Raw genomic sequence first — 22458 nt, 5'->3', positions numbered from 1 at the left:
CCAACTGCTAGCAAGTCTTGCAAGCAGTTGGCTACTCTGTGTATCACACTATAATAATCCGAGTGCTCTAAATAGCGTAAGGACAATAATTAGCACAGTTGATACAATCAAAACATATAATCCATTCCAGCGAAATCCGACCTGGGTGGGAGATTGCCCGGTTAATCCAGAAATGGCGATAACATTAGCGGCGGAAGGAGATACCGATATCCCCATCGCCCAGCTAATGGCTAAAATTAAAGCCATATATGTAGGAGTCACACCATAAGCTGCGGCTTTAACAGTTCCTCCTAGAATGGTAACGCTAACAATTGGATGAACACCCAAAAACGACAATATGAGACTACCGAAAATAATGACTATGGTAAGCGCCAAAGCGCTACTGCCCACGATCAAATTTAGGAATTGCGGCACATAACCCCCTAGGTGAGAGTATGAGATACTAGTTGCGAATAATCCCGCTCCCACAAAAAGAATAATTTCATTCTTTAATCTTGGGAGCCTTTGAGTAAAATAGTCCCCTTGGAACTCTCTGAGCAATATTGGCAATCGTCCGATTAGGGCCAGCCAAATGATTGGGAAAATCAAAGAAGCGATGGAAACCACGTTGATCGTTGATATTCCAGTTACAAGGGACGCAATTACTATGAGAGTTATTAGAGTAATTGCAAAAAAGCTCAACTCTAAAACTTTACGCAAATCAATTTCTGCAATGGGTTTACGTACATCAAAATTATCAGGTGTAGCATCAACAATAGCAATACTATTGTCTTCTCTTCTTGCTTCCAAGATCATCATGGTGTATCCAATTAAACCTGCTATTAAACCGAATAAAATGCCAAAGGGAAAAAATACGGGCCATTTGGCACCGGTTAATTGTACTACCAAAGCTATGGTAGCCGTCGTTGGCGCCCAAAACATGGACGTGGTAAATCCTCTGCAGATGGCCATACTCAGCAACTTTTTATTAGAACTTTTATCGCTAGCTAAACTAAGTTGATGCACTAGCGGTACAACCGCCATATTCACTAATACTCCGATAAAAGCAGAAATCAAACTCACTAACAGATAAAAACGGCTATCAGTATGAACGTAGCGTCTGAATACACCTTGTAATGACTCGAAATACCCCCCGTATTGAAGAGGGATACCTAACAACGGTACCGTGGTAAACATAACAACCAGATAAAGATTCCCTTGTAAGGCCTGCTCCCATATGCTTAGCGGAGCACGATAGATAAATAATAGCAGAATGCTTAACACAAAGGATACATAGCCAATCACTTTTGCTGAACCCGTGACAACAGGCAAACTGAGTGAGATAACGATGAGCAGAAGAATTAGATTGAGATCTGTTATTAAATCAGATTTGATATACAAGTTACTTAAGTAACCAATCGCCAGACTAAAAGTAATTACACTACGGATGCGGGTAGATAATACTGCCATAACCAAATTCCTTCCAAGAGTGCAAGTGGGGACGGTCTTTGACTTGTACAAGTCAAAAACCGTCCCCACTTGCACTCACTTGCACTTCACCACAAGCCCTACTTCTGTATTATATAGCAAAGGGGTCTAGCGAAACAAGACCTTGCCCTGATTCCTCGATGTGGCATGCAAACTCCAAAAAGTTCCCTCCTTTTGTTTTGTATTTTCGGGGGTGCAATTAGAATGGCAGAACGTAGAACCGCCCCCTAACTTGCACCGTCCCCATTTACAACAGAAAGACCCCCTTTACTAAATTCTCTCAGTAAAGGGGGTCTTGGGGAGCGTTATTATGCCATAAACAGCTTGATATCTTCTTCAACGCTGGAAATACCTGCAATGCCGAAGTTCTCAACTAAGACATTTACGACATTGGGGGACAAGAAGCCTGGTAATGTCGGTCCTAGGTGGATATTTTTTACGCCTAGTGAGAGTAAAGCCAATAAAACGATGACCGCTTTTTGCTCATACCAAGCAATGTTATAGGAGATTGGAAGTTGATTGATGTCTTCCAGTCCAAATACTTCTTTCAGTTTAAGGGCGATCACAGCCAGGGAATAGGAGTCATTACATTGTCCGGCATCGAGAACCCTTGGAATGCCGCCGATGTCTCCAAGGTCCAGTTTATTGTACTGGTATTTTGCACACCCTGCCGTCAGGATCACAGTGTCTTTTGGCAGCGCTTTTGCAAAGTCAGCATAATAGTCGCGACTCTTCATGCGTCCGTCACAGCCAGCCATGACGAAGAAACGCTTAATAGCACCAGTTTTGACGGCATCGACGACTTTGTCAGCAAGTGCAATAACTTGATTGTGGGCAAATCCGCCAACAATTTCACCTGTCTCTATTTCCGTTGGTGATGGGCAAGTCTTAGCATGCTCAATCAATGCGGCGAAATCCTTAGGCCTTCCGTCTACGCGCTCTGCGATGTGCTTAACTCCTTCGAAGCCTACCACTCCCGTGGTATAGACGCGATCCTTATAGGAGTCTTTCGGTGGAACGAGACAGTTGGTAGTTAAGAAGATTGGTCCATTAAAGGATTCAAATTCTTTAACTTGTTTATGCCAAGCATTTCCGTAGTTCCCTACGAAGTTGTCAAATTTCTTAAAGGCTGGGTAGTAGTGCGCTGGGAGCATTTCTCCGTGTGTATAGACATCCACGCCGGAACCTTTCGTTTGGATGAGCAATTCTTCGAGGTCTTTCAAATCGTGGCCACTGATCAGAATAGCTGGGTTGTTTCGAACACCAATATTTACTTTGGTAAGTTCTGGATTACCGTAGGAGGTGGTGTTAGCTTTATCGAGTAGGGCCATCACTTCAACGCCGTATTTTCCTGCTTCTAAAGTGAGGGCAACGAGATCACCAGCCGCTAACGTGTCATCCAGTGTGGCTGCTAAGGCTTTTTCAATGAAGGCGAAGATGCCTGCCTCTTTGTACTCTAGAGTATACGCATGCTCAGCATAAGCAGCGATTCCTTTTAAACCATAAGTGATCAGTTCTCTGAGTGAGCGAACATCTTCATTTTCTGTTGCTAAGACGCCAACCAGAACCGCTTTCGCTTCGAACTCAGAAGCAGGTGCTGTCCAAGTTGCTGCATCATTCAGGTTTACTGGAATCACACCACCAGCTTTGATGACATCTTGTTTGAGTTCTTCTCGGAGTTTAAGACCGTCTTGAATCCGCTCTACGAAACGACTTGCATCAAAGTTCGCATTTGTAATCGTACTAAAAAGGCTTTCCATGATAAATTTATCAACATCTGGACGCACTATCCCAAGTTCACGCGCTTGAACCGCGTAAACTGCGATTCCTTTTAAGTTGTAGATTAGAAGGTCTTGCAATTTGGCAACATTTTCGGGTTTTCCGCAAACCCCTTTAACTGTACAACCGGTTCCTTTGGCTGTTTCCTGACACTGATAACAAAACATACTCATTCTTGTTTCCCCCTAATTTTTTATTTAAATTTTCAGTAACTCGACTTCACTAAACTTATTATAGATCAATCCCACTCGTGATTCTGTGATTGTAGCGGTTCTTTTGGTGTGAGATAAATCACACCTCCTTCTTGAGGCAACTATACCTGAAAGATCTCTAGTATGTTAATTCTTGGAGTATATGTATGGAAAAACAGTGGTCGTAACATGCTTTGTTCAACTAGACAATATTATATTAAATTCTAACTATGAATATTGGAAAAGCCCTTCAATCCAATAAAGGGCTTTTCCCAACGGTTTTACATAAGTGAGATAGTATCATTTTTCCATTGTGGAGGCCTTTTGGAGTATACTATTGCGCCATGAACACTATGACATCTTTACTCATCATTCACTTTCTGAAGTAGCATTGAAATCCGTGTGTGGCTTCATTGGCCTTGAAGTGCATAAACTCACTACGCGCTTCTTAGGCACAAAATTATACATTCTTAACGCTCCGGTCACAACGAAGAGTACCAACCCGAATGGTAATAGTGCCACAGCGTACTCCACCAACGTTGGCGAGTAATCCCACGAACTGACAAACACTGGTAGGCCTTCTCGAAGTTGCCCCAAAGCTACAGGATATGCCCAACTCTCTATCCCCGCCCCAGGTACGGATAAGGACAGCGGGATAACATTAAAGGCAGGGAACATCAGCATCATTCGATGAGCAAAAACCCCGATAAAAAGGAGTACGCTTCCTGTGATAAGCGCCCAAAAACTGCTTTTCCCCTTCTCTGTGAAGAAGAAGATCATGGTGAAGGCTGGGAGTAGAATTTCTGTCGCATAGAGAAATCCGTACCGTCCAAAAACAACGTGAAGGATTTCTTTAGCTTCAGGGTTCCCTGACCACCCATGAACAATAAGGTCAACCGAGACGAAGAAAAAGTGAATAACTAAGGAGCCGGCAACAATCAAGGCCATCGTCCGAAATGCTCCCCGATACTGTTCGAATTGTTCTCTGCCTACAGCGAGCAGAGAAATCACTAGAACGAGGGCTGTACCAGACGCGATAGCCACGGAAACAAAGTCCGGAGGCAACACCGCCGTGTTCCACCACCCTCTGGAAGTTTGGGTTGCAAATATCAAGGCGGTCACCGTGTGAATCAAAATGGCCACAGGTAATCCAACGAGTGCAACGCGCTTTGACCATCTTTTAGAGAATGCGTCGATGTTCTCTTGGGAGCGTTTTGTCGTCCACCCATTAAAGAAACCGTGGCCTTCCTTTTTCCAATCGGGCAAAAGCTGGACATAGACACTTAAAAACGTGATGATCAGGTAAGCTGTGATTACGACGACATCCCAAACTAGCGGGGACTTTAAATTTGGATGTAGGAAAATCATCCAAACCCGCGCAACACGGCCCATATCCGGGAAAATCATGGCTCCCGCACCTAGAATACTAGCAAACGCTGAGAGGGAAGCAATGCGTGTAAAGGGCTTAAGTACTTCAATATTAAATAGATATACGGATGAGGATACAATCAACCCTCCAGCCGCCACCCCCACAAAGAAGGCAAAGGTCGCAATGTATAAACCCCAACTAAAGGGATTTCTCATATTTGTGACGATTAAGCCGTTGAATAATTGGTATCCCCAGGCGAGTAAACTGATAAGGATTAAAGCACCCGCCAAGCCCAACAGGGCATTACTTTTTTTCATGTTACCCACCCCCTAGCGTATGGGCTTCGCGGGCGTCAAATAGAATACTTTGGGCGATGTACCCAGTTCTTCTTTGAGACGAACCGTTTGCCGTTTTCGAATAAGTTTACTTACTTCGGAGCTTGAATCATCAAGATCTCCGAAAATCCGAACCTTGCCCGGACAACCTTGAACACAGGCAGGTAGTTCTCCATCAGAGATGTACTGCGCGCAGAAGGTACACTTTTCAACCACTCCTGCCGGCCGATTAGGGGTGAAAACTAACCTTCCATCCTTATCTCGAAAATCAACTGGGTATCCATATTCATACCCCAATTCATAGCCCACCCGATCCTTAACCTCTTTCGGATCTTCCCAGTTAAATTGCCGAACCCCGTATGGACATGCTGCCATACAGTACCTACAGCCGATACAGCGTTCGTAGTCAATCAATACCACGCCGCGTTCATCGGTATAAGTAGCCCCAGTTGGACATACCTTTTGGCAGGGCGGATTATCGCACATTTGACAGGAGACTGGCAACGATTCCATTTGCAAACTACCATCTTTGCCGACTGCAGCTTGATGAAAAGAACTCCCTGGGGTAAACACCCGATTCCACCACGTCCCCGGCGGTTGCGCATTGTGAGATTTACATGCCACCGCGCAAGATCGACAACCGATACACCGATCCAGGTCAATTACCATCCCGAGTCTCATGAAACATCACCCACCTTTCTCACATCACAGAGGCATTCGTTCCAGGCTGTGTTTGGGGCCCACATGCCGGGAACAAAGTAGATTTCGTGGGTCGGTTTAATGAACGGATAAGTCAAGGTGTTGTAGGATTGCCCAAATGTATAGCGGCTCCACCATCCCTGCTCAAAGACCGCCTGCTTCACCCCCACGCCCGGATCAATAATCGCATAGGCAGTGACTTTACCACGATCATTGAAAATTTCTACGGCATCCCCTTCTTTAATCCCCTTTTCCTTGCCATCCTTAGGACTGAGCCATACTCTTGGCTTCCCTTCTTGGAGTTCATTCATCCAAACATTGTTGGAATGCGTAGAGTGTACTCGGTAAATAGCATTACGAGTGACATAGCTAAACTGATACTTTTCTCTGGTTTGAAGATTTAAAGCATACTCGCTTTCTTCAAAGGGAGGTTTATGGACCGGGAGCGCCTCGCCCATCTGAAGCATGATATCTTCGTCTTTGTAAAACTCTATCCGTCCACTCTTCACAAACTGAGCCGTTTGTTCAATTTTTGCCGGCAGACTGATCGGTGGGAACGGCTTTTTATGTTGGACTTGGTCATAGAACGGAATTTGTCGCCCCCCTGGGACTTCCGACTTCAAGCGTACTGGGCCTTTTTGTAGCTGTTCCAAGGTAATACCGGCAACCTCAGGTCCTCCAGTTTTGAGCAAGAGCTCAATGACTTTCTGCGCTGCCTCATCCGGTTCAAGGCCTGGGTAAAAGTACTTTTCAAAATCCGGATTTAGCCGTTTCGCAAGTTCTCTGATGATCCAAAACTCCGGTTGTCCTTCATAAATCGGTTTTACCGCCTGTTGTTGCAACTGTAGGTAAGGATGAACGGGAGTGGCCACAAGATCTGTTTTCTCATACCAAGACACGGCAGGTAAGACGGCATGGCTATACTGGCAGGTTGTCGTCATTTGGAAATCAGTGGTCACGACAAATTCTAAATCCTCTTGTTCCACCATTTCCCGGAGCTTATTGGCCATGTTGTGCTGGTCGAACGGATTTCCCCACCCTATTACGAGGGCTTTAATCCCATTTTTAGGCCACTTGGCTTTCATGGTTTTTGTAGGACCGTGAAGAACATAAAGAAAAGGTAGCCAGTTTTGCTTTTTGCCTTCCGGAACCCACCATTCTGCGACTTTGAAACGAATTCTATACTGACCCGCATAGGTGGAAATCCCCGCTCCTGGTTTACCAATATTCCCGGTTAGAACAGGAAGTAAGGCTAGCGCTCGTCCCTTCAGATCGCCGTGATACCACTGATAATTACCCGCCCCATAGATGACATGAAGCGGTTTGCTTCCCGCCATTTCGCGGGCTATACGCACTAGATCGTCTTTGGGTATTCCCGCTATTTTCTCGACTTCTTCCGGAGTGTATTGAGTGAGGCTTTCTTTCAGGAGTTGGAACGCTGGTTTAGCTTTCACAATTTCGCCCGTTTTCAGGGTCACATCCACTTCTCCTTCGATCATTAGATCTAAAGGCAGATCGAGTTTTTCCGAGTGCACCACGATGAACTGACCATTATAGGCCACATAGGCTTCCCGATAAGCTGGAATATCAGAAGGTTTAACGAGATCTTTGACCTCATCAGCTTTTAAGCGTTTGCCATTGTCGACACGAATGAGAAGCGGTAGGTCTGTGAAGGTTTTAATAAAGTCTGAGTCATAGAGTTTCTCTTCAATTAATATCCTTGCCATACCTAACGCAACCGCTGCGTCGCTGCTGGCCTTGATCGGAATCCATTCATCCGCTTTAGCTGCGGTAGGACTAAAGTTAGGGTCGAAAACCATGATCTTCGCGCCATTATTCCTGGCTTCGAGGAGAAAATGAGCATCGGGAATCCGTGTTGCCAAGATATTAGAACCAAAGACCATCACATAACGGGAATTAAGCCATTCGCGCGGTTCGAGTTCTTCACTCTGTACCCCGAAGGTCATCGGCCAAAACATCGGCAAGTCTCCATTTTGGTCATAGGCATGATGCATAGTCCATCCCGCTAACGTCGCCAACCTACTCACTGCCCCCTTTTGCACGTATCCGGTTCCTCCCACCTGGAAGAGCACCCCGATGGATTCAGGCCCGTATTTAGCGGCAATTTCTTTTAATCGTCCTGCTGTGTAATCTAACGACTCGTTCCAAGATGCCTCTTTAAAATCTCCAGAGCCAGGCTTCCCTTTTAGAATAAGGGGGGTCTTCAAGCGATCTGGACCATAGATTAGGTTGGTCATAGAAAGTCCTTTTAGACAACCGCGGGGATTGTATTCCGGTTCAGGATAATCTGCAGCTTGGATAATTGACTTGATTTGACCATCCTCGACAAGAGCATTCATACCGCAGGCTCCGGTGCAGTTTGGCGAACAGGTCGTGCGCACATATGTAATATTCGGATCTACTTGTTTGGGCGAGGCCACTGCTTTATGAATGAATGAGGCTGTACCGGCGGTTCCCGCCAAAACACCGGCTGCCGCTGACGCTTTAAGAAATTGTCGACGCGAAAGTTGTATGTTCTTTCTTTCCATTATTGAGGCACCTCCACTTGTTACACTTTTCACTAGCTAGGATAATTTCAAATCTGATTCTTCTACTAATTACACCACAAGTCTGGGCCGGGTGCTGTGAACTAGGTCACACATTCAAAGTGATTATTTTACTAGTCATTGCCTTGGATATGCCTTTACAGAAGGTTTACTTGCAAATTTAGGTCTAGGGAGAATTACGCTGTATATCATCTGTGCTCTGTTTGTTTTAGATCAAATGCTGGCTTCAGTGACTATGGCCAGGGCAACATATCTTAAGAAAATCGCTTTAAGCGACGAGGATGTTTCTCCGACTCTGTCGATGGGAATGACAATTGATCACATGGTCTCCATGTTTGTGCCGTGGTTAGGCGGATTTGTCTGGACTGTTCTGGGCTATGAATATGTCTTTATCTGCGGTGCAGTTATTGCCACTCTCAATTTACTCTTGACTACTAAGATGAAGTCGTTTAGTCGACTGCCCGACAAAGAAGCTACCATATAAATTACAATTAGTAAGACAACCAATATTTTACGTTCCCTTTACCCAAAACCAACGACAGGCGATCGCCTGTCGTTGGTTTTTCTAATTACCAAACAATCTTCCGAGGATTCTAATCAAAAGTGTATCAATCTGTTCGACAGTGATACCTGCCTCTTTTACTACTGGAATGACATTTTTAATAAATTGCTGGGGTACCGATGTACCAACATTTGCTATACGATTTGTTTACGCAACCAATGGTTCACTGTGCAACGTAAACCCCTTTTTATAAAAGCCGTCGCAGCACTTTGCCTGCACCAGTGGCCGGCAAGGACTCCCGAAACTCTACATAACGTGGTGATTTATAAGAAGTCATTTTTTGTTTGGCCCAGTCTATAATTTCTTGAGCTGTGATATGTGTACCCAGCTCCGATTTTAGCACAACGTAAGCCTTGACTACTTCGCCTTTCTGAGCATCAGGTACTCCAGTTACCGCCACTTGCCCAATCGCTTCATGCCGGATTAGCATGGCCTCTACTTCCTCCGGGAAAACGCTGTAGCCCGATACTTTGATCATTTCCTTGAACCGTCCGCTGAAGGTTAAGTAGCCATCTTCGTCCAACCACCCCATATCTCCGGTGTATACCCACCCCTCACGAAGCGTCTGATTTGTGGCCTCTAGTTTCTTCCAATAACCCTGGAAAACACCTGGATTAGTGAGAACGATCTCTCCCATCTCTCCAAAAGGCATTTCCTTACCCGTTTCTGGGTCAATAATACGGATAACTGTCTCATAATTAGGAATGCCTTGAGTTCCCCACTTCACTGAAGTCGAGGGCATAAATGTATCCGCAGTGTGGGTTTCGCTGAGCCCATAAGCCGCTTCGAAGATTTCACACCCTCCGGTAAACTTAGCCCACGCCTCGGCGATCTCTTGAGTTAGGATAATTCCAAAGCTTGTAGCCCTAGTCGTTCTTAAGGAAGATATATCATACTGTCCAGCATTCGGTACCTGCATAATCGCGAGATTCATAGGGACTACACTATACCACCATGTACATTTGTAACGTTCGATGGCCTGCAAAACCGCGACTGGATCAAACCGATACAATAGCACCATGCTGGCGTTGGAATATATAGGGCAATTGAGCCCCAACAGCATCCCTGCGATATGGTAAAGGGGCACCACGGTTAGTAAGACATCTTCCACCCATATTTTGCTATTTTGGGCTACTGCTGCGGTTTTAAAGAGAGCGTTTTCATAACTAAGCATAGCGCCCTTCGGTTGACCAGTTGTACCTGAAGTATAGATCAGGAGACTAACGTCCTTCATGTTAAGGTTCACGAAAGGAACAGAAATTTCCTGATCATTGATCACTGTCATCATATCGTGAACACCTGGCGGGATGATGAGCTTCGGATGGCAAATCTCTGCTGGCACATTGAAGGTAGGCTTAGCTGGCAGAAGATCTCCATAATTAGTAAGAATAACTATGTCGATTTGTGTCTTCGGCTGAATCTTCATGACAATATCATAGAGTCCGTCCGCTGCCACGATTACTTTGGCTTCCATGTCGTTGAGTTGGTACTCTAATTCCCATTCCTTAAACAAAGGGCTGCACGGTCCCACAATTGCCCCGATCTTCTGGATTCCATAATGAGCAATAAAATATTGAGGACTATTGGTGAGAAAAAGTGCTACATGATCTCCTTTCTTAACCCCAGAGATTGTTAAGAAAGCTGCAAACCGCTCGCTGAGATCGTTCAATTCTCGATAGGTAATCTTTCTCCCATACCAGATGATCGCGACCTTCTCTGGATTCAAGTTAGCGTTGTCCCGCAAATACTCGTGCAATGGCTTTTGCCCTTGCCGATAGGAGAGCTCAGGAGACAAATCTTGAGGCCAACACTTATGTCTACAGTTCTCCATCTAACTACCTCCTCAACATAATGACACCAAACCATACCCTCTAAGGTGTGAAGCCTCAGATGTAAGGCGCTGCATATTCATTCTATTATGAATTTTCTGATTTTAAAGGGCATAGTTATTGGCTGCTTAAACGGATTCCGTAGTGGCCGCCGTCTGGAGTTTCGCCTTTTCCTCTTCTACCAGCTTGCGACGTAAGACTTTTCCGACAATCGTCCTAGGCAATTCGTCTCTGAACTCCACGTGACGAGGGACTTTAAAAGCAGCCATCCTGGTCTTGCAAAATGCGATAAATTCCTTCTCATTGGCCTCGGTATTGGGCTTCAGAACAATATAGGCCTTGACCGTTTCTCCACGGTAGTGATCTGGAACCCCTGCTACGACAACTTCTCTAACCTTAGGATGTTCATACAGAATCTCCTCAATATCCCGTGGATAGATGTTGAAGCCCCCGGCAATGATGATGTCCTTCTTGCGGTCGATAATATAACAAAACCCATCTTCGTCCATTCTTCCAATGTCGCCGGTATGCAACCAGCCATTGCGCAAGGTTTCAGCTGTCTCTAGGTGCTTTTCCCAATACCCTCTCATGACTTGAGGACCCCGAACACAAAGTTCCCCTATTTCACCGAAGGGGATTTCTCGATCGCCCGTCTCCAAATCCATCATGACATAATCAGTATCTGGAAGCGGCAAACCAATAGAACCGGCACGAGTAGGACGATCGAGTGGGTTGCAATGTGTGACTGGCGAGGCTTCAGATAAACCATATCCCTCGACCAAAACCCCTTCGCCATGTGTCACTTCAAGAAATTTTTGGGCCACTTCTAAGGGCAACGGCGCTGAGCCGCTCGTACAGGATTTGATCGCAACTAAACTCTCACGATATTCAGCGATCCGGGGATGACTATTCATAGCCATAAACATAGTTGGCGCGCCCGGGAAGAAGGTCGGCTTATGGAGGCGTATGGTTTCCAGCACTTGATCTACGTCAAAGCGTGGCAAAATTATCTGTGTAGCCGCAAGAGACACGGCATAATTCATACAATCAGTCATGCCATATACATGAAATACCGGTAGGATCGTGAGAATCCTTTCCTTACCATACTCCTTGTTAGGGTCCCATTCCTGAACTTGAAGGGTATTAGCAATTAAATTATGATGTGTTAGCATAACCCCTTTAGATACACCCGTCGTTCCACCCGTATACTGCAAGACGGCGAGATCTTCGATGGGATTAATGGATACTCTGTTATAAACCGGTTCATGCTTGATCAGTTCATCGTAGGAATACAAGCCTTCTGCCGGCTCAACAGGTGACATAAAGTTGAATACAACTACCCGTTCCAAGGAGGTTTCCTCCAAGATATTCCGTACCCTAGGATATAACATTTCAAGAACGATGATGGTTTTCGCACCGGAGTCGTTCATTTGGTACGCTATTTCTCGTTCAATATACATCGGGTTTGTTTGCACCACAATTGCGCCAAGTTTCAGCAAGGCAAAGAAGGCAATTTCCCACTGGGGACAATTCGGACCCATCAGTCCCACTCGTTCTCCTCTTAGAATACCGATATCCTGTAGTGCACCCGCAAAACGGTCGACTCGACTCCCAAACTGCCGATAAGTAATCTTCTGATCCCCAAATATCATCGCAAGTGTATCTGGCATTTTGGCAACTGTATCATCCAACATTTGCCCAAGTGTTCTATAAGGATAATCAATATGATACCGAACATTGGTGGGATAGCTTTTCAACCAGGGTCTTTCCTTTTTCTTCATACAAGTTCCTCCTTTACACTTTCCCAGCACAAGCGGCGGTCTATCACTTTCAATGTTATCAGTCCAAGTTGTCATCAGTTCCTTCTGTTCACCTCTACACAGGTCTCATAAGCAGTTCATTCCACCTCCGAATCACGTTAATTTTATTGCCTTACAGCAATCTAGGAAAAACCAGCCCCGCCTTTTATCTAAATATTCAAACATATTGGTTTTTTATATGCAATAATCACGCCAGTTGTGCAGAAGGTAAGGGGAATTTTGTTTTGTTCCAGGAGTACGCTGGCCACGGCTCAAAGAGCACGTTTGTGAACTAGTAAAACAATCCGCAGGGTGAGATTTCACCTGTATGGAAATAATACAAAAGAACAATTTATTATGAGGTTTTAGTATGTAAAACACACACCCATCGGTGGAATTATGTGAGTAATTCCACTGAAGTTTACCTCATGTGGTGGCCTCCCTTAATTTATAATTAGAGACTCTTCGGGACATTCTTGAATCGTTAGGTCCGCATCTTGCAATATTTCGGTCAAGCTAAACACATTGGGTAAAATATTATTAGCATAGTACTTAGCACTAGCTAGTTTCCCTTTGTAGAAGTTAAGATCAAAATGATCCTCAGGTAATTCTATTATCTTCCTTTGGGCAATCAAGGCCTGCTCCAGCAAACACTCGGCAACCACTACCTGTGAACATACAAATAGCGCCCTCGTAGCATACAAACCTATCAACTCATCCATCTTGTTGAGGTGCCATAAATCGTAAAGTTTCTTTACTTTATCCATGCAAGTATAGGCCTTATCCAGATTTTTAAATTCCTTCTCAAGGCCAGCAGTAGCCTTATTATCCTCAATAAAGGATTTTATGCCAGCCATCCAGTTAAGAAAAGGTTTACCATCATCCATCCTCATCTTACGCTTCACGAGGTCTTGAGCATGAATGAACGATGTTCCTTCCCAAATAGTCAATATTTTTGAGTCCCGCAGAGACTGTTCGATCGGAAACTCATTAGTGTAGCCAACCCCACCTAATACTTGCATGGCTTCGCAGGTCATAGTAACTGCTGTTTCACTTCCATAGCACTTGATCAAAGGAGTAAGTATCGATGCTATCTCCTCAAATTGCTTGGCTTTGGCCTTGTCACTGGAATTTTCGGCGATATCCAGACTGTAGTACCCCTTAAATATCATAGCCCTTATCCCTTCGGTATGAGCTTTCATATCCATTAACATTCTCCGAACATCGGGATGTTTAACGATCGTTACCCTTTTACCCTTGATGTAGCCCTGTACTCTTCCAAGTGCATATTGTGAGGCTTGTGCATAGGCTGAAGAAGCCTGTGCACAAGCATTGTGTCCAGTTCCGATACGGGATTCATTCATCATTCGGAACATCATGGTCAACCCTTGGGATCGACCCTTTTCATTAGGAGGCGCACCCAGCATTATACCGTAGCACTCATCGTTCTCGCCGTAGTTTAACATACAGGTTGCGGATCCTTTGAGACCCATCTTATGCTCAACTGCTATCGTCGTAACGTCATTAGACTTTCCTACGCTACCGTCTGCATTGACCCAATATTTTGGCACAATATAAAGCCCTAAACCAGCTGATCCAAGACAGCCTTGGGGTGGACGTGCTAAAACCAAATGGATGGTATTATCACATATAGAGCCATCACCAGCCGTGATAAACATCTTAGAGGCTTTAATCTTATATATTTTAGGGTCATCCGTTGGATAGGCTTTCGCTAAAGCATCCCCTACATCCGAGCCAGCGGAGGGTTCTGTGAGGTTCATAGTTCCTTGCCATTCCCCACTCAGCATTTTAGGTAGGAACCTTTGTTTATCCTCCTCAGTGCCAAATTTTAGAATGATGTTGGCGGCACCCGAAGTTAGCTTAATGTTAGAACCCATGGCCGGACAGGCTGCAGTAATCATCTCAAAAACAGATTTAAAAACAATTAGGGGCATGCCCCCTTCAACATCGACACACTCGCTACTAGATCCCCATCCGTTTTTTTGAATAAATTGAAAGACTTCTTTATAGCCCGGAGGGGATGTTACGAGTCCATTTTCAAAAATTACTGGGTTTTTGTCACCCACTTCGTTGATAGGACTTATAACCTCACGACATATTTTATAGCCCTCAATCAAAATCTGATCGAGATCATCCATGCTGTAGAAATCCTTAAACCGGTTACACTCCATCACTTCTTCAGTTGGCAACCATTCTTTTAAAATAAATCTTAAATCACGAACGTTGTATTTAAATTCCATATTAATTCCTCCAATTCAAATAGACTCGGTATTTACAAAGTAGATGAGCATTACGATGGTAAACAGTCTATCCATGACTGACTAGTATCAAGAAAACTTGACTGACGCCAAGCCTCCGGCGAGGCGGCAACCTTAGTTGCACTTATGCTTAGAAAGTATATGACGTAAGTTTGTGCTTTCTGATAGTAGAACAAAAGGGAGCTATGTTAAGCTCCCTAATATATACCTATGTTTTTCTTCTGCCCATTCTGTCCTGACAAATTACTCAGTGAATATGGCGGGATGCTTGTTTTGGTTTGCTTAATCCTAGTTAGTCAAGTTCTCCACTATCGTAGAAATACCTTGACCTCCTCCGATACACATAGTCGCTAAGCCGTATCGTTTTCCGGTACGTTTTAACTCATTCATCAATTTAATCAAGATGATAGAACCAGTGGCGCCTAAAGGATGCCCTAACGCGATAGCCCCACCATTCACATTGATTTTAGTAATATCTAGACCTAACTCTTTAATCACTGCCAACGACTGGGCTGCGAATGCCTCGTTAAGCTCTATTAAGTCAATCTGATCTAGAGTCAATCCAGCCATCTTAAGAGCGGCATGAGTCGCCGGCACCGGCCCTATACCCATGATTTGGGGCGGCACTCCTTTCGCCCCCATCCCAATCACCCGGGCTAACGGCTTCAGCCCAAAGGCTTTAGCCTTTTCCAGAGTAGTTACAAGCACAACGGCAGCTGCATCATTACGCCCGCTGGAATTGCCTGCGGTAACTGTACCACCTGCTTTGAAAACTGGAGCCAATTTAGCGAGCTGCGCCATGCCGGTTTCTCGTGGATGTTCATCGGTATCAAAGGTGACAATACCCTTTTTCCCTTTAATTACGTAGGGAACGATTTCCTCTTTGAACAGTCCTTCTTTTATAGCCCGCAGAGCTCGTTCCTGGCTGATAAGAGCAAATTCATCTTGTTCTTGGCGACTGATGTTGTATCTATCGGCTAGGTTTTCTGCCGTTATTCCCATAGTCAAGTGTCCATAGCGATCCTGTGGCTGGCAACGGGGTTGGCTTTCAGTATTAGAATCTAGAATTTCGGCATTTCCCATCCGGAAGCCATATCGAGCGTTCCTCAGATAATAAGGGGCGGTGCTCATGCTTTCTGCCCCACCAGCCACTACCATTTCTGAAGTCCCAGACCAAATGGACTGTACAGCATTATTTAGTGCAGTCAGAGCCGATCCGCACTGTCGATGTACTGTATAGGCCGGCACTTCTTCTGGCATATTAGCCCTCAGCCACGCTAAGCGAGCCACGTTAGGATTGTCACTGCTTTGTTTGGTATGACCAAGGATGACTTCGTCTACTAATTGACCTGGGATGCCACTACGCTTGAGTACTTCCTGGATAACCTCAACGGCCAGATAATCAACCTCAATATCCTTCAAGGTTCCACCCACTCTACCAATCGCCGTTCGAACTCCTGCTACAATGACTGCTTCTTGCATCCTCTAACCTCCTTCGCCTATTAAGAAAATTCTTTCTTCAACTGGGCAGCTATGATATTGCGCTGAATTTCCGAGGTACCTTCATAGATGCGGGCAATCCGAGCATCCCGATAAAACCGTTCTACTTCACACTCCCGCATGTACCCCATGCCACCATGGATTTGAACGGCCATATCTGCTACCCGTCCAAAGACTTCGGAACCAAACGTTTTCACGATAGCGGCCTCTTTGATCACTTTTTCCCCTCGGTCAATTTTTCGGGCAACATCATACGTCAAGCTACGCAAGGCCTCAATCTCAATAGCCATATTGGCTAAATAATGCTGGATAATTTGGTTCTCAAAAATTGTCTTGCCGAATTGTACACGCTGCAAAGAGTATTTTACGCTTACTTCCATTAATTTCTGGCTAGAACCAAGGTTCCGGGCAGCCAGTCCAGCGCGTCCGTTGGCCAAAATTTTGAGGGCATTGACGTATCCCTGCCCCAACTCCCCTAAAACATTTTCAACGGGTACTTCACAGTCTTCAAAAATTAGCTCCGCCGTTTGAGAACCGTGCAAACCCATTTTTTTCTCGTATTTACCCACCGTGAAGCCTTTAAAACCCCGCTCTACAATAAAAGAAGTAATTCCTTTGCTCCCCTTTCTCTTGTCAGTCACAGCCATCACCGTGAATAAACCAGCAACATCCCCGTTTGTGATAAACTGCTTGGTTCCGTTTAAGATATATTTGTCACCTTTTAGCACTGCTGTCGTCTTTAGATTACCTGGGTCTGAACCTGCAGACGCTTCTGTAAGGGCAAAGGCTCCAATCAATCCGCCAGTGGCCATTTTTGGCAAGTAACGCTGCTTTTGCTCCTCATTACCCGCCATAACAATCCCGACGCTCCCGATACCATTGTGGCAACCAATAATGGAAACAAAACAATTCGGCCCTCGACCTAATTCTTCAAAAATCATTACTTTCCCGACCATGCCAGCGCCCAAGCCATCGTACCCTTGGGGAATGCTCAGACCAAACAATCCGATTTCCGCAGCTTTTTCGAGTAAACTGCGAGGGACTTTGTCCTCTTCCTCCATTTGTTGGGCAAGGGGTTCAACTTCCTTAGTTATGAATTTGCGTACCGTCTGTTGGATAATGCTAAGTTCATCTTGGGTTACATCCATTGCAACTCCTCCTAGATTCTTCCTACTCTTTTTGGGGATAATCGTAAAATCCTTTGCCCGTTTTACGTCCCCACTCTTTATTTATGAACTTCTCGACGATCGAGGGAGAAGGACGGTATGCCGGATCACCAGTTTCTTGGTAACGCTCCATTCCCACGTAATAAGTGAGATCTATTCCAGTCAGATCCATCAAACGAAAAGGACCCATAGGATATCCCAAGGCTAACGTAACCGCTCGATCAATCTCTTCAGGTCCTGCGATTCCCATGTCGAGTAAGTAGATTGACTCATTTTTAATGGTGCTAAGCATGCGGTTCACGAGAAATCCATAGATTTCTTGCTGTAATAACACTGGAGTTTTGCCCATACGAACACAAACTTCCATTAATGTTCCAGTGGTTTTCTCTGATGTATGGGGTCCTTTTACCACTTCCACAAGTTTCATAACCAAAGCCGGATTAAAGAAATGCATGTTACAAACCTTTTCAGGGCGACTCGTAACATCCGCAACTTTAGAACTCACAATATATGAACTGTTGGTGGTCAGAATAGTATGCGACGGACATAAGCGATCTAATTGAGCAAACAAATGACGTTTAATTTCTAATTTTTCTATTACAGCCTCGATGACCAAATCAGCTTCCCCAGCGGCCTCCGCTAAATCTGAAGTAAACATAAGCTTAGCTCTGACAGCGTCTGCATCGGCTTGTTTTAGCTTCCCTTTAGCGACTCTTTCCGGTAGATAGGTTATAACGAATTGTTCTGCCTTCAGCAGAACTTCTTTGTTTAGATCAATACATTTCACTGTGAAACCTGCTAACGCTGCACTTAAGGCAATCTGATGGCCCATGTTTCCTGCCCCGACTATGCATATATTATTAATTCTGTGTACTCCCACATTCATTCCCCCTATCAATTATAAATCAAGGCAAGACACTCAGACTCCCCATATTTCTTACGATAACTTACTTACCCTTGAATACGGGCTATCTCTATTAAACTCTTTCAAAGATAGTAGCAATACCTTGCCCGCCACCTATACAAGCCGTAATCATACCGAATTGAACATCCCTTCGATTCATTTCGCACACTAATTTAGAAGTGAGAATTGCTCCCGTAGCAGCGATCGGATGACCATGGGCGATCGCCCCACCATTGACGTTAACTTTATCCATGTTAAAATGAAGCTCTCGATCAACTGCTAAGACTTGAGCCGCAAAAGCTTCGTTCAATTCGATGAGGTCAATATCCGCTAAAGAGAGACCGCCTTGAGCTAGGACTTTTCTAACAGCTGGCACTGGTCCGATTCCCATGATGTTGGGGTCAACACCAGCAACCGCAAATGTACGAATTTTGGCTAAAGGTTTAAGTCCTAATGCTTTAGCTCTGTCGGACGACATTACGACGACTGCAGCTGCAGCATCGTTTAAGCCAGAACTGTTGCCCGCAGTGACCGTTCCGCCCTTTTTAAACACGGGAGAGAGTTTACCTAGACCCTCAAGTGTTGTTTCCGGTCTAGGGTGTTCATCCGTATCAAAAACAACTGACTTATTCTTACCTACTGGAATCGTGAGAGGAACGATTTGGCTTTTGAATAAGCCGTCTGCCATTGCTTTACCCATTTTTTGCTGACTTCTTACAGAAAACTCATCTTGTTCTAAGCGGCTAATCTGGTATTTTTCAGCCAGGTTTTCTGCAGTAACCCCCATCGGTGGATTGCCGATTTCGTCACTCGAAAGTTTAAAACCACTCCGAAATTTAGGGGGCATCTTGCTGAAAAACTCCATATGTTCCATAATATACGGCTTTAGGGAACAGCTCTCTGTCCCTCCGGCGATAAATACGTCGCCCATACCAGCCATTATAGCTTGAGCGGCTAAATTGACTGCGTTTAGTCCAGAGCCACACTGCCGATCTATTGTTAACCCTGAGATCTCTAACGGCAGGCCAGCTTCTAAGGCGCATAAACGAGCAATATTACCACCGGCATTCAGACAGTTTCCGAAAAATACATCTTCAATTAAAGTAGGATCCAAGTCTATGCGCTTGATCACTTCTTTAATGACTTCCGCGCCATAATACTCGGGGGGAATCTTTCCTAGGGCCCCGCCGGCCCGACCAATGGGACTACGAACTGCTGATACGATTACTGCTTCTTTAATCATGAAAGCAACCTCCTGCAATTATTAATTTTAGTTCACTCGTAAGTGTAGTAGCCTTTTTTCGTCTTCTTGCCCCATTCTCCCTTGGTAAACTTCTCAACAACCAAGGGTGATGGCTTGTCTTTAGGGTTACGAGTCGACTGATAGCGTTCCATTGCAGAATAATAGGAAAGGTCAATGCCAGTTAAATCCATTAAACGGAAGGGCCCCATTGGATGGCCCAAGGCATTCGTCACTGCAAGGTCAATCTCTGCTGGAGTGGCAATCCCCATATCTGCTAGAAATAAAGCTTCTTGAGCAAGTGCAGATAGGATTCTATTAACCAGGAACCCATAAATTTCTTTCTTAAGTAAGACAGCAGTCTTACCCAGTTTAGCGCACAAATCCATCGTTACTTGGGCAGTTTCTTCTGAAGTATGCGGTCCCTGCACAACCTCAACCAGCTTCATAACTAGGGCTGGGTTAAAGAAATGCATATTGCATATTTTATCCGGCCGAGTAGTGACATCGGCGATTTGTGAACTAACGATATACGAACTATTGGTAGCCAAAATAGCATGGGGTGGAGCAATTCTGTCCAAATCAGCAAAAAGCTTCCTCTTGATGTTTATTTTCTCAACGGCAGCCTCAATCACGAAATCCGCTGCTCCAGCCGCTTCCTCTAAGCTCGGTGTAAAGCGAAGATTAGTAAAAGCCGTATCTGCTTGTTCCTGGGTTAATTTTCCCTTGGCAACCCGTTCAGGTAAATAGGATCTCGCAAAAGCTTCTGCTTTGTTCAACATATCTTGGCTTATATCGGTACAAGTCACCTGATAACCAGCTAAAGCGCCACACAGGGCAATTTGATGACCCATGTTACCCGCACCGACCACACAAATAGTTTTTAATTTTTCAATCTTCAATTTTGATAACCTCCTTATTAATATTTCAGTACGCTACTGCCGATCTTCTGGCAGTGTAGACGCTAGACTCTAAAAAGCGCCTTCTAAATAGTAGGGCAAAGGACTATCTTCCCTGGAAATTCGGTTTGCGTTTTTCAAGAAAGGCCTTCATGCCCTCTTTCTGGTCTTCCGTTGCGAACAATAGGCTAAAACATTTGTGCTCATATTGTAAGCCCCTGTCCAAATCCATCTGTAACCCTTCATTGATACAGGTTTTAGCCATCTGAATAGCCACCGCGCCGCGGGCAGCAAATTTCTGAGCCATTTTCTTTGCTTCTATTAATAATTGATCTGCCGGTACCACTTTGTTCACAAGACCAATCCGCAGAGCTTCCTCGGCGGAAATGAAATCACCGCTATAAATCAACTCTTTTGCTTTAGCTGCACCGATCAATCGAGGCAGACGTTGAGTTCCTCCACCGCCCGGCAAAATCCCTAACTTTATTTCTGGCAAGCCCAGCTGAGCATTGTCAGCTGCAATGCGTACATCAGCCACCAAGGTTAATTCACACCCTCCGCCCAAGGCATACCCTGCAATTGCAGCGATGACTGGCTTATGCATATTTTCAATAAAATTAAATGTTCTTAGCGAGGGTCTAACGTTTGTCGATACATCCACTGCTGTTGCTGAAGCCATTTGTTTAATGTCCGCCCCAGCTGCAAATACTTTGTCGCCGCCCGTGATAATCACAACTCTAACTGACTCATCCCCACTTAACTCTTCCGCAGCCTCCCCCAGCTCAATAAAAACCTGACTATTCAGAGCGTTTAGCACTTCTGGGCGGTTCAGGGTGATCGTGGCGATTCCCTCGTCAATTTCCACAATAACTGTTTCGTAAGCCAACTTTTCTACCTCCCTCAATTGTTATTTCAGTAAACTTGAGCGTTAGCTCTCAGATTCTAGTCCTATTTCGAATATTCTAAAATAAAAGCTTACCTAGTCTTTCTATACAAGAACCGTGCCAATTCTTGAAAAAATAAAGAAAACTTTGCCAACCAAAAACAATCGTGGCTTTTCAAGGAACTGGCGGAATTTTACCTTAATAAAACTTTCACATAGTCGAATAGAAAGTTAATTAATAATATAATTGTATATAATTGAAACAACAATTAGCTACTACACAACCATTTTGTATACAACTAGAATATATATTCACTCTTTGAAATTCTTCTTTGCAATTATTTATTTTACAATCCCAGAACATTGTCACTTCCCAATCACTCCTCTCTCACGACATCCACCTTTATCGGGGCAATCAACGTTGAATTGCTTGAGAACACTAATTCGGCCGCCGAATCATAACCTGTTGTCTCGATCACAACAAACGTCATATTCCCCAGCTTGCCACTGCGAGCATAGACATCCTTAATGCAGCGCTTGCAGCTAAGTCTCTCCCCTATTTGGATCTCTCGATGGAAAGTAATTTTTTGTTCTCCGTGGATCATACCGGGAATAGGCAATTCAAAACCTGGAATATTAGCCTGCCTCAAAGTTACCACAAAGGTGGGGGGCACTCGGTCATTATACTGAGCGCCCGTGGCCTCAGCAAACCTTCGTACTGCTTCTGGCTCAATTTTTAATACGCGAACTTCACTTTCAAGTCCAATTGATTCTTTTCCGATCATACGACACATCCTCTTCTCTATTTTCTCAAGTCACAACTTCATCGGATCAACATTGTTCACTTATGTAATGCCACAAGATCACCCTCAGAAATTTCAACCTAGTTTATGACCAGTCGGCGAAATTGGCCCCTTAATCTCAAACATTAGCTTCAGGTTTTTTATTTTAATATTCAATTAAATGCAAAAAATGTGCCAAACCAAACTA

16 protein-coding genes are annotated in these 22458 nt (G+C 44.6%); 1 reads left to right on the top strand and 15 read right to left on the bottom strand.

Annotated elements, in window-relative coordinates; genetic code table 11:
• Positions 1-48: 48 nt before the first annotated feature.
• The 5 genes from E4K67_RS11625 to E4K67_RS11605 all read right to left on the bottom strand — a co-directional run bounded on the left by E4K67_RS11625 (position 49) and on the right by E4K67_RS11605 (position 8389).
• Complete coding sequence (locus E4K67_RS11625) at positions 49-1449, bottom strand: C4-dicarboxylate ABC transporter (RefSeq protein ID WP_135546736.1); 1401 nt, start codon at positions 1447-1449, stop codon at positions 49-51.
• 326 nt (positions 1450-1775) lie between these two features.
• On the bottom strand, positions 1776-3419 hold the full coding sequence (hcp, locus tag E4K67_RS11620) for a hydroxylamine reductase (protein WP_135546734.1): 1644 nt from the start codon (positions 3417-3419) through the stop codon (positions 1776-1778).
• A gap of 387 nt (positions 3420-3806) precedes the next feature.
• A complete protein-coding gene (nrfD, locus tag E4K67_RS11615; RefSeq protein ID WP_135546733.1) occupies positions 3807-5123 on the bottom strand; it encodes an NrfD/PsrC family molybdoenzyme membrane anchor subunit in 1317 nt (438 codons plus the stop codon).
• Between the two features lie 12 nt (positions 5124-5135).
• On the bottom strand, positions 5136-5822 hold the full coding sequence (locus E4K67_RS11610) for a 4Fe-4S dicluster domain-containing protein (protein ID WP_135546731.1): 687 nt from the start codon (positions 5820-5822) through the stop codon (positions 5136-5138).
• On the bottom strand, positions 5819-8389 hold the full coding sequence (locus tag E4K67_RS11605) for a molybdopterin-dependent oxidoreductase (RefSeq protein ID WP_135546729.1): 2571 nt from the start codon (positions 8387-8389) through the stop codon (positions 5819-5821). Before E4K67_RS11605 ends, E4K67_RS11610 begins: the two co-directional genes overlap by 4 nt.
• 253 nt (positions 8390-8642) lie before the next feature.
• On the opposite strand from E4K67_RS11605, the gene E4K67_RS11600 reads away from it, so the two are divergent.
• Positions 8643-8891: a hypothetical protein gene (locus tag E4K67_RS11600; RefSeq protein WP_206752192.1), complete on the top strand. Its 249-nt coding sequence runs from the start codon at positions 8643-8645 to the stop codon at positions 8889-8891.
• Positions 8892-9156: 265 nt separating this feature from the next.
• On the opposite strand, the gene E4K67_RS11595 is transcribed toward E4K67_RS11600, so the two are convergent.
• The 10 genes from E4K67_RS11595 to E4K67_RS11550 all read right to left on the bottom strand — a co-directional run bounded on the left by E4K67_RS11595 (position 9157) and on the right by E4K67_RS11550 (position 22253).
• Positions 9157-10800, bottom strand: coding sequence for an AMP-binding protein (locus E4K67_RS11595; protein WP_135546725.1), 1644 nt, complete (start codon positions 10798-10800; stop codon positions 9157-9159).
• Positions 10801-10926: 126 nt separating this feature from the next.
• Positions 10927-12579 carry a long-chain-fatty-acid--CoA ligase gene (locus tag E4K67_RS11590; RefSeq protein ID WP_135546723.1) on the bottom strand — a complete coding sequence of 551 codons (1653 nt, stop codon included), beginning with the start codon at positions 12577-12579 and terminating at the stop codon, positions 10927-10929.
• Positions 12580-13040: 461 nt separating this feature from the next.
• Positions 13041-14858 carry an acyl-CoA dehydrogenase family protein gene (locus tag E4K67_RS11585; protein WP_135546721.1) on the bottom strand — a complete coding sequence of 606 codons (1818 nt, stop codon included), beginning with the start codon at positions 14856-14858 and terminating at the stop codon, positions 13041-13043.
• 306 nt (positions 14859-15164) lie between these two features.
• Positions 15165-16358: a thiolase family protein gene (locus tag E4K67_RS11580; protein WP_135546720.1), complete on the bottom strand. Its 1194-nt coding sequence runs from the start codon at positions 16356-16358 to the stop codon at positions 15165-15167.
• A 20-nt stretch (positions 16359-16378) separates the two neighbouring features.
• Entirely contained in the window at positions 16379-17524 is a 1146-nt protein-coding gene (locus E4K67_RS11575) for an acyl-CoA dehydrogenase family protein (protein WP_135546718.1), read from the bottom strand.
• A 22-nt stretch (positions 17525-17546) separates the two neighbouring features.
• Positions 17547-18422 (bottom strand): 3-hydroxyacyl-CoA dehydrogenase family protein, encoded by an 876-nt coding sequence (locus E4K67_RS11570; protein ID WP_243454420.1) that lies wholly within the window; start codon positions 18420-18422, stop codon positions 17547-17549.
• 97 nt (positions 18423-18519) lie between these two features.
• Positions 18520-19689, bottom strand: a complete 1170-nt coding sequence (locus tag E4K67_RS11565; protein WP_135546714.1) for a thiolase family protein — start codon at positions 19687-19689, stop codon at positions 18520-18522.
• Positions 19690-19721: 32 nt separating this feature from the next.
• Entirely contained in the window at positions 19722-20588 is an 867-nt protein-coding gene (locus E4K67_RS11560; protein WP_135546712.1) for a 3-hydroxyacyl-CoA dehydrogenase family protein, read from the bottom strand.
• A 103-nt stretch (positions 20589-20691) separates the two neighbouring features.
• A complete protein-coding gene (locus E4K67_RS11555; RefSeq protein WP_135546710.1) occupies positions 20692-21471 on the bottom strand; it encodes an enoyl-CoA hydratase/isomerase family protein in 780 nt (259 codons plus the stop codon).
• Between the two features lie 374 nt (positions 21472-21845).
• On the bottom strand, positions 21846-22253 hold the full coding sequence (locus tag E4K67_RS11550) for an FAS1-like dehydratase domain-containing protein (RefSeq protein WP_135546708.1): 408 nt from the start codon (positions 22251-22253) through the stop codon (positions 21846-21848).
• Positions 22254-22458 lie beyond the last annotated feature (205 nt).

This window comes from Desulfosporosinus fructosivorans (assembly GCF_004766045.1).
Classification (GTDB): Bacteria; Bacillota; Desulfitobacteriia; order Desulfitobacteriales; family Desulfitobacteriaceae; genus Desulfosporosinus; species Desulfosporosinus fructosivorans.
The sequence above is the reverse complement of the archived record's forward strand: the minus strand, read 5'-3'. Positions and strand labels throughout refer to the sequence as shown.

Excerpts from the sequence above, each read along its gene's own strand:
- E4K67_RS11625 (WP_135546736.1), bottom strand. The coding sequence starts at position 1,449 with ATGGCAGTATTATCTACCCGCATCCGTAGTGTAATTACTTTTAGTCTG.
- hcp (WP_135546734.1), bottom strand. The coding sequence starts at position 3,419 with ATGAGTATGTTTTGTTATCAGTGTCAGGAAACAGCCAAAGGAACCGGT.
- nrfD (WP_135546733.1), bottom strand. The coding sequence starts at position 5,123 with ATGAAAAAAAGTAATGCCCTGTTGGGCTTGGCGGGTGCTTTAATCCTT.
- E4K67_RS11610 (WP_135546731.1), bottom strand. The coding sequence starts at position 5,822 with ATGAGACTCGGGATGGTAATTGACCTGGATCGGTGTATCGGTTGTCGA.
- E4K67_RS11605 (WP_135546729.1), bottom strand. The coding sequence starts at position 8,389 with ATGGAAAGAAAGAACATACAACTTTCGCGTCGACAATTTCTTAAAGCG.
- E4K67_RS11600 (WP_206752192.1), top strand. The coding sequence starts at position 8,643 with ATGGCCAGGGCAACATATCTTAAGAAAATCGCTTTAAGCGACGAGGAT.
- E4K67_RS11595 (WP_135546725.1), bottom strand. The coding sequence starts at position 10,800 with ATGGAGAACTGTAGACATAAGTGTTGGCCTCAAGATTTGTCTCCTGAG.
- E4K67_RS11590 (WP_135546723.1), bottom strand. The coding sequence starts at position 12,579 with ATGAAGAAAAAGGAAAGACCCTGGTTGAAAAGCTATCCCACCAATGTT.
- E4K67_RS11585 (WP_135546721.1), bottom strand. The coding sequence starts at position 14,858 with ATGGAATTTAAATACAACGTTCGTGATTTAAGATTTATTTTAAAAGAA.
- E4K67_RS11580 (WP_135546720.1), bottom strand. The coding sequence starts at position 16,358 with ATGCAAGAAGCAGTCATTGTAGCAGGAGTTCGAACGGCGATTGGTAGA.
- E4K67_RS11575 (WP_135546718.1), bottom strand. The coding sequence starts at position 17,524 with ATGGATGTAACCCAAGATGAACTTAGCATTATCCAACAGACGGTACGC.
- E4K67_RS11565 (WP_135546714.1), bottom strand. The coding sequence starts at position 19,689 with ATGATTAAAGAAGCAGTAATCGTATCAGCAGTTCGTAGTCCCATTGGT.
- E4K67_RS11550 (WP_135546708.1), bottom strand. The coding sequence starts at position 22,253 with ATGATCGGAAAAGAATCAATTGGACTTGAAAGTGAAGTTCGCGTATTA.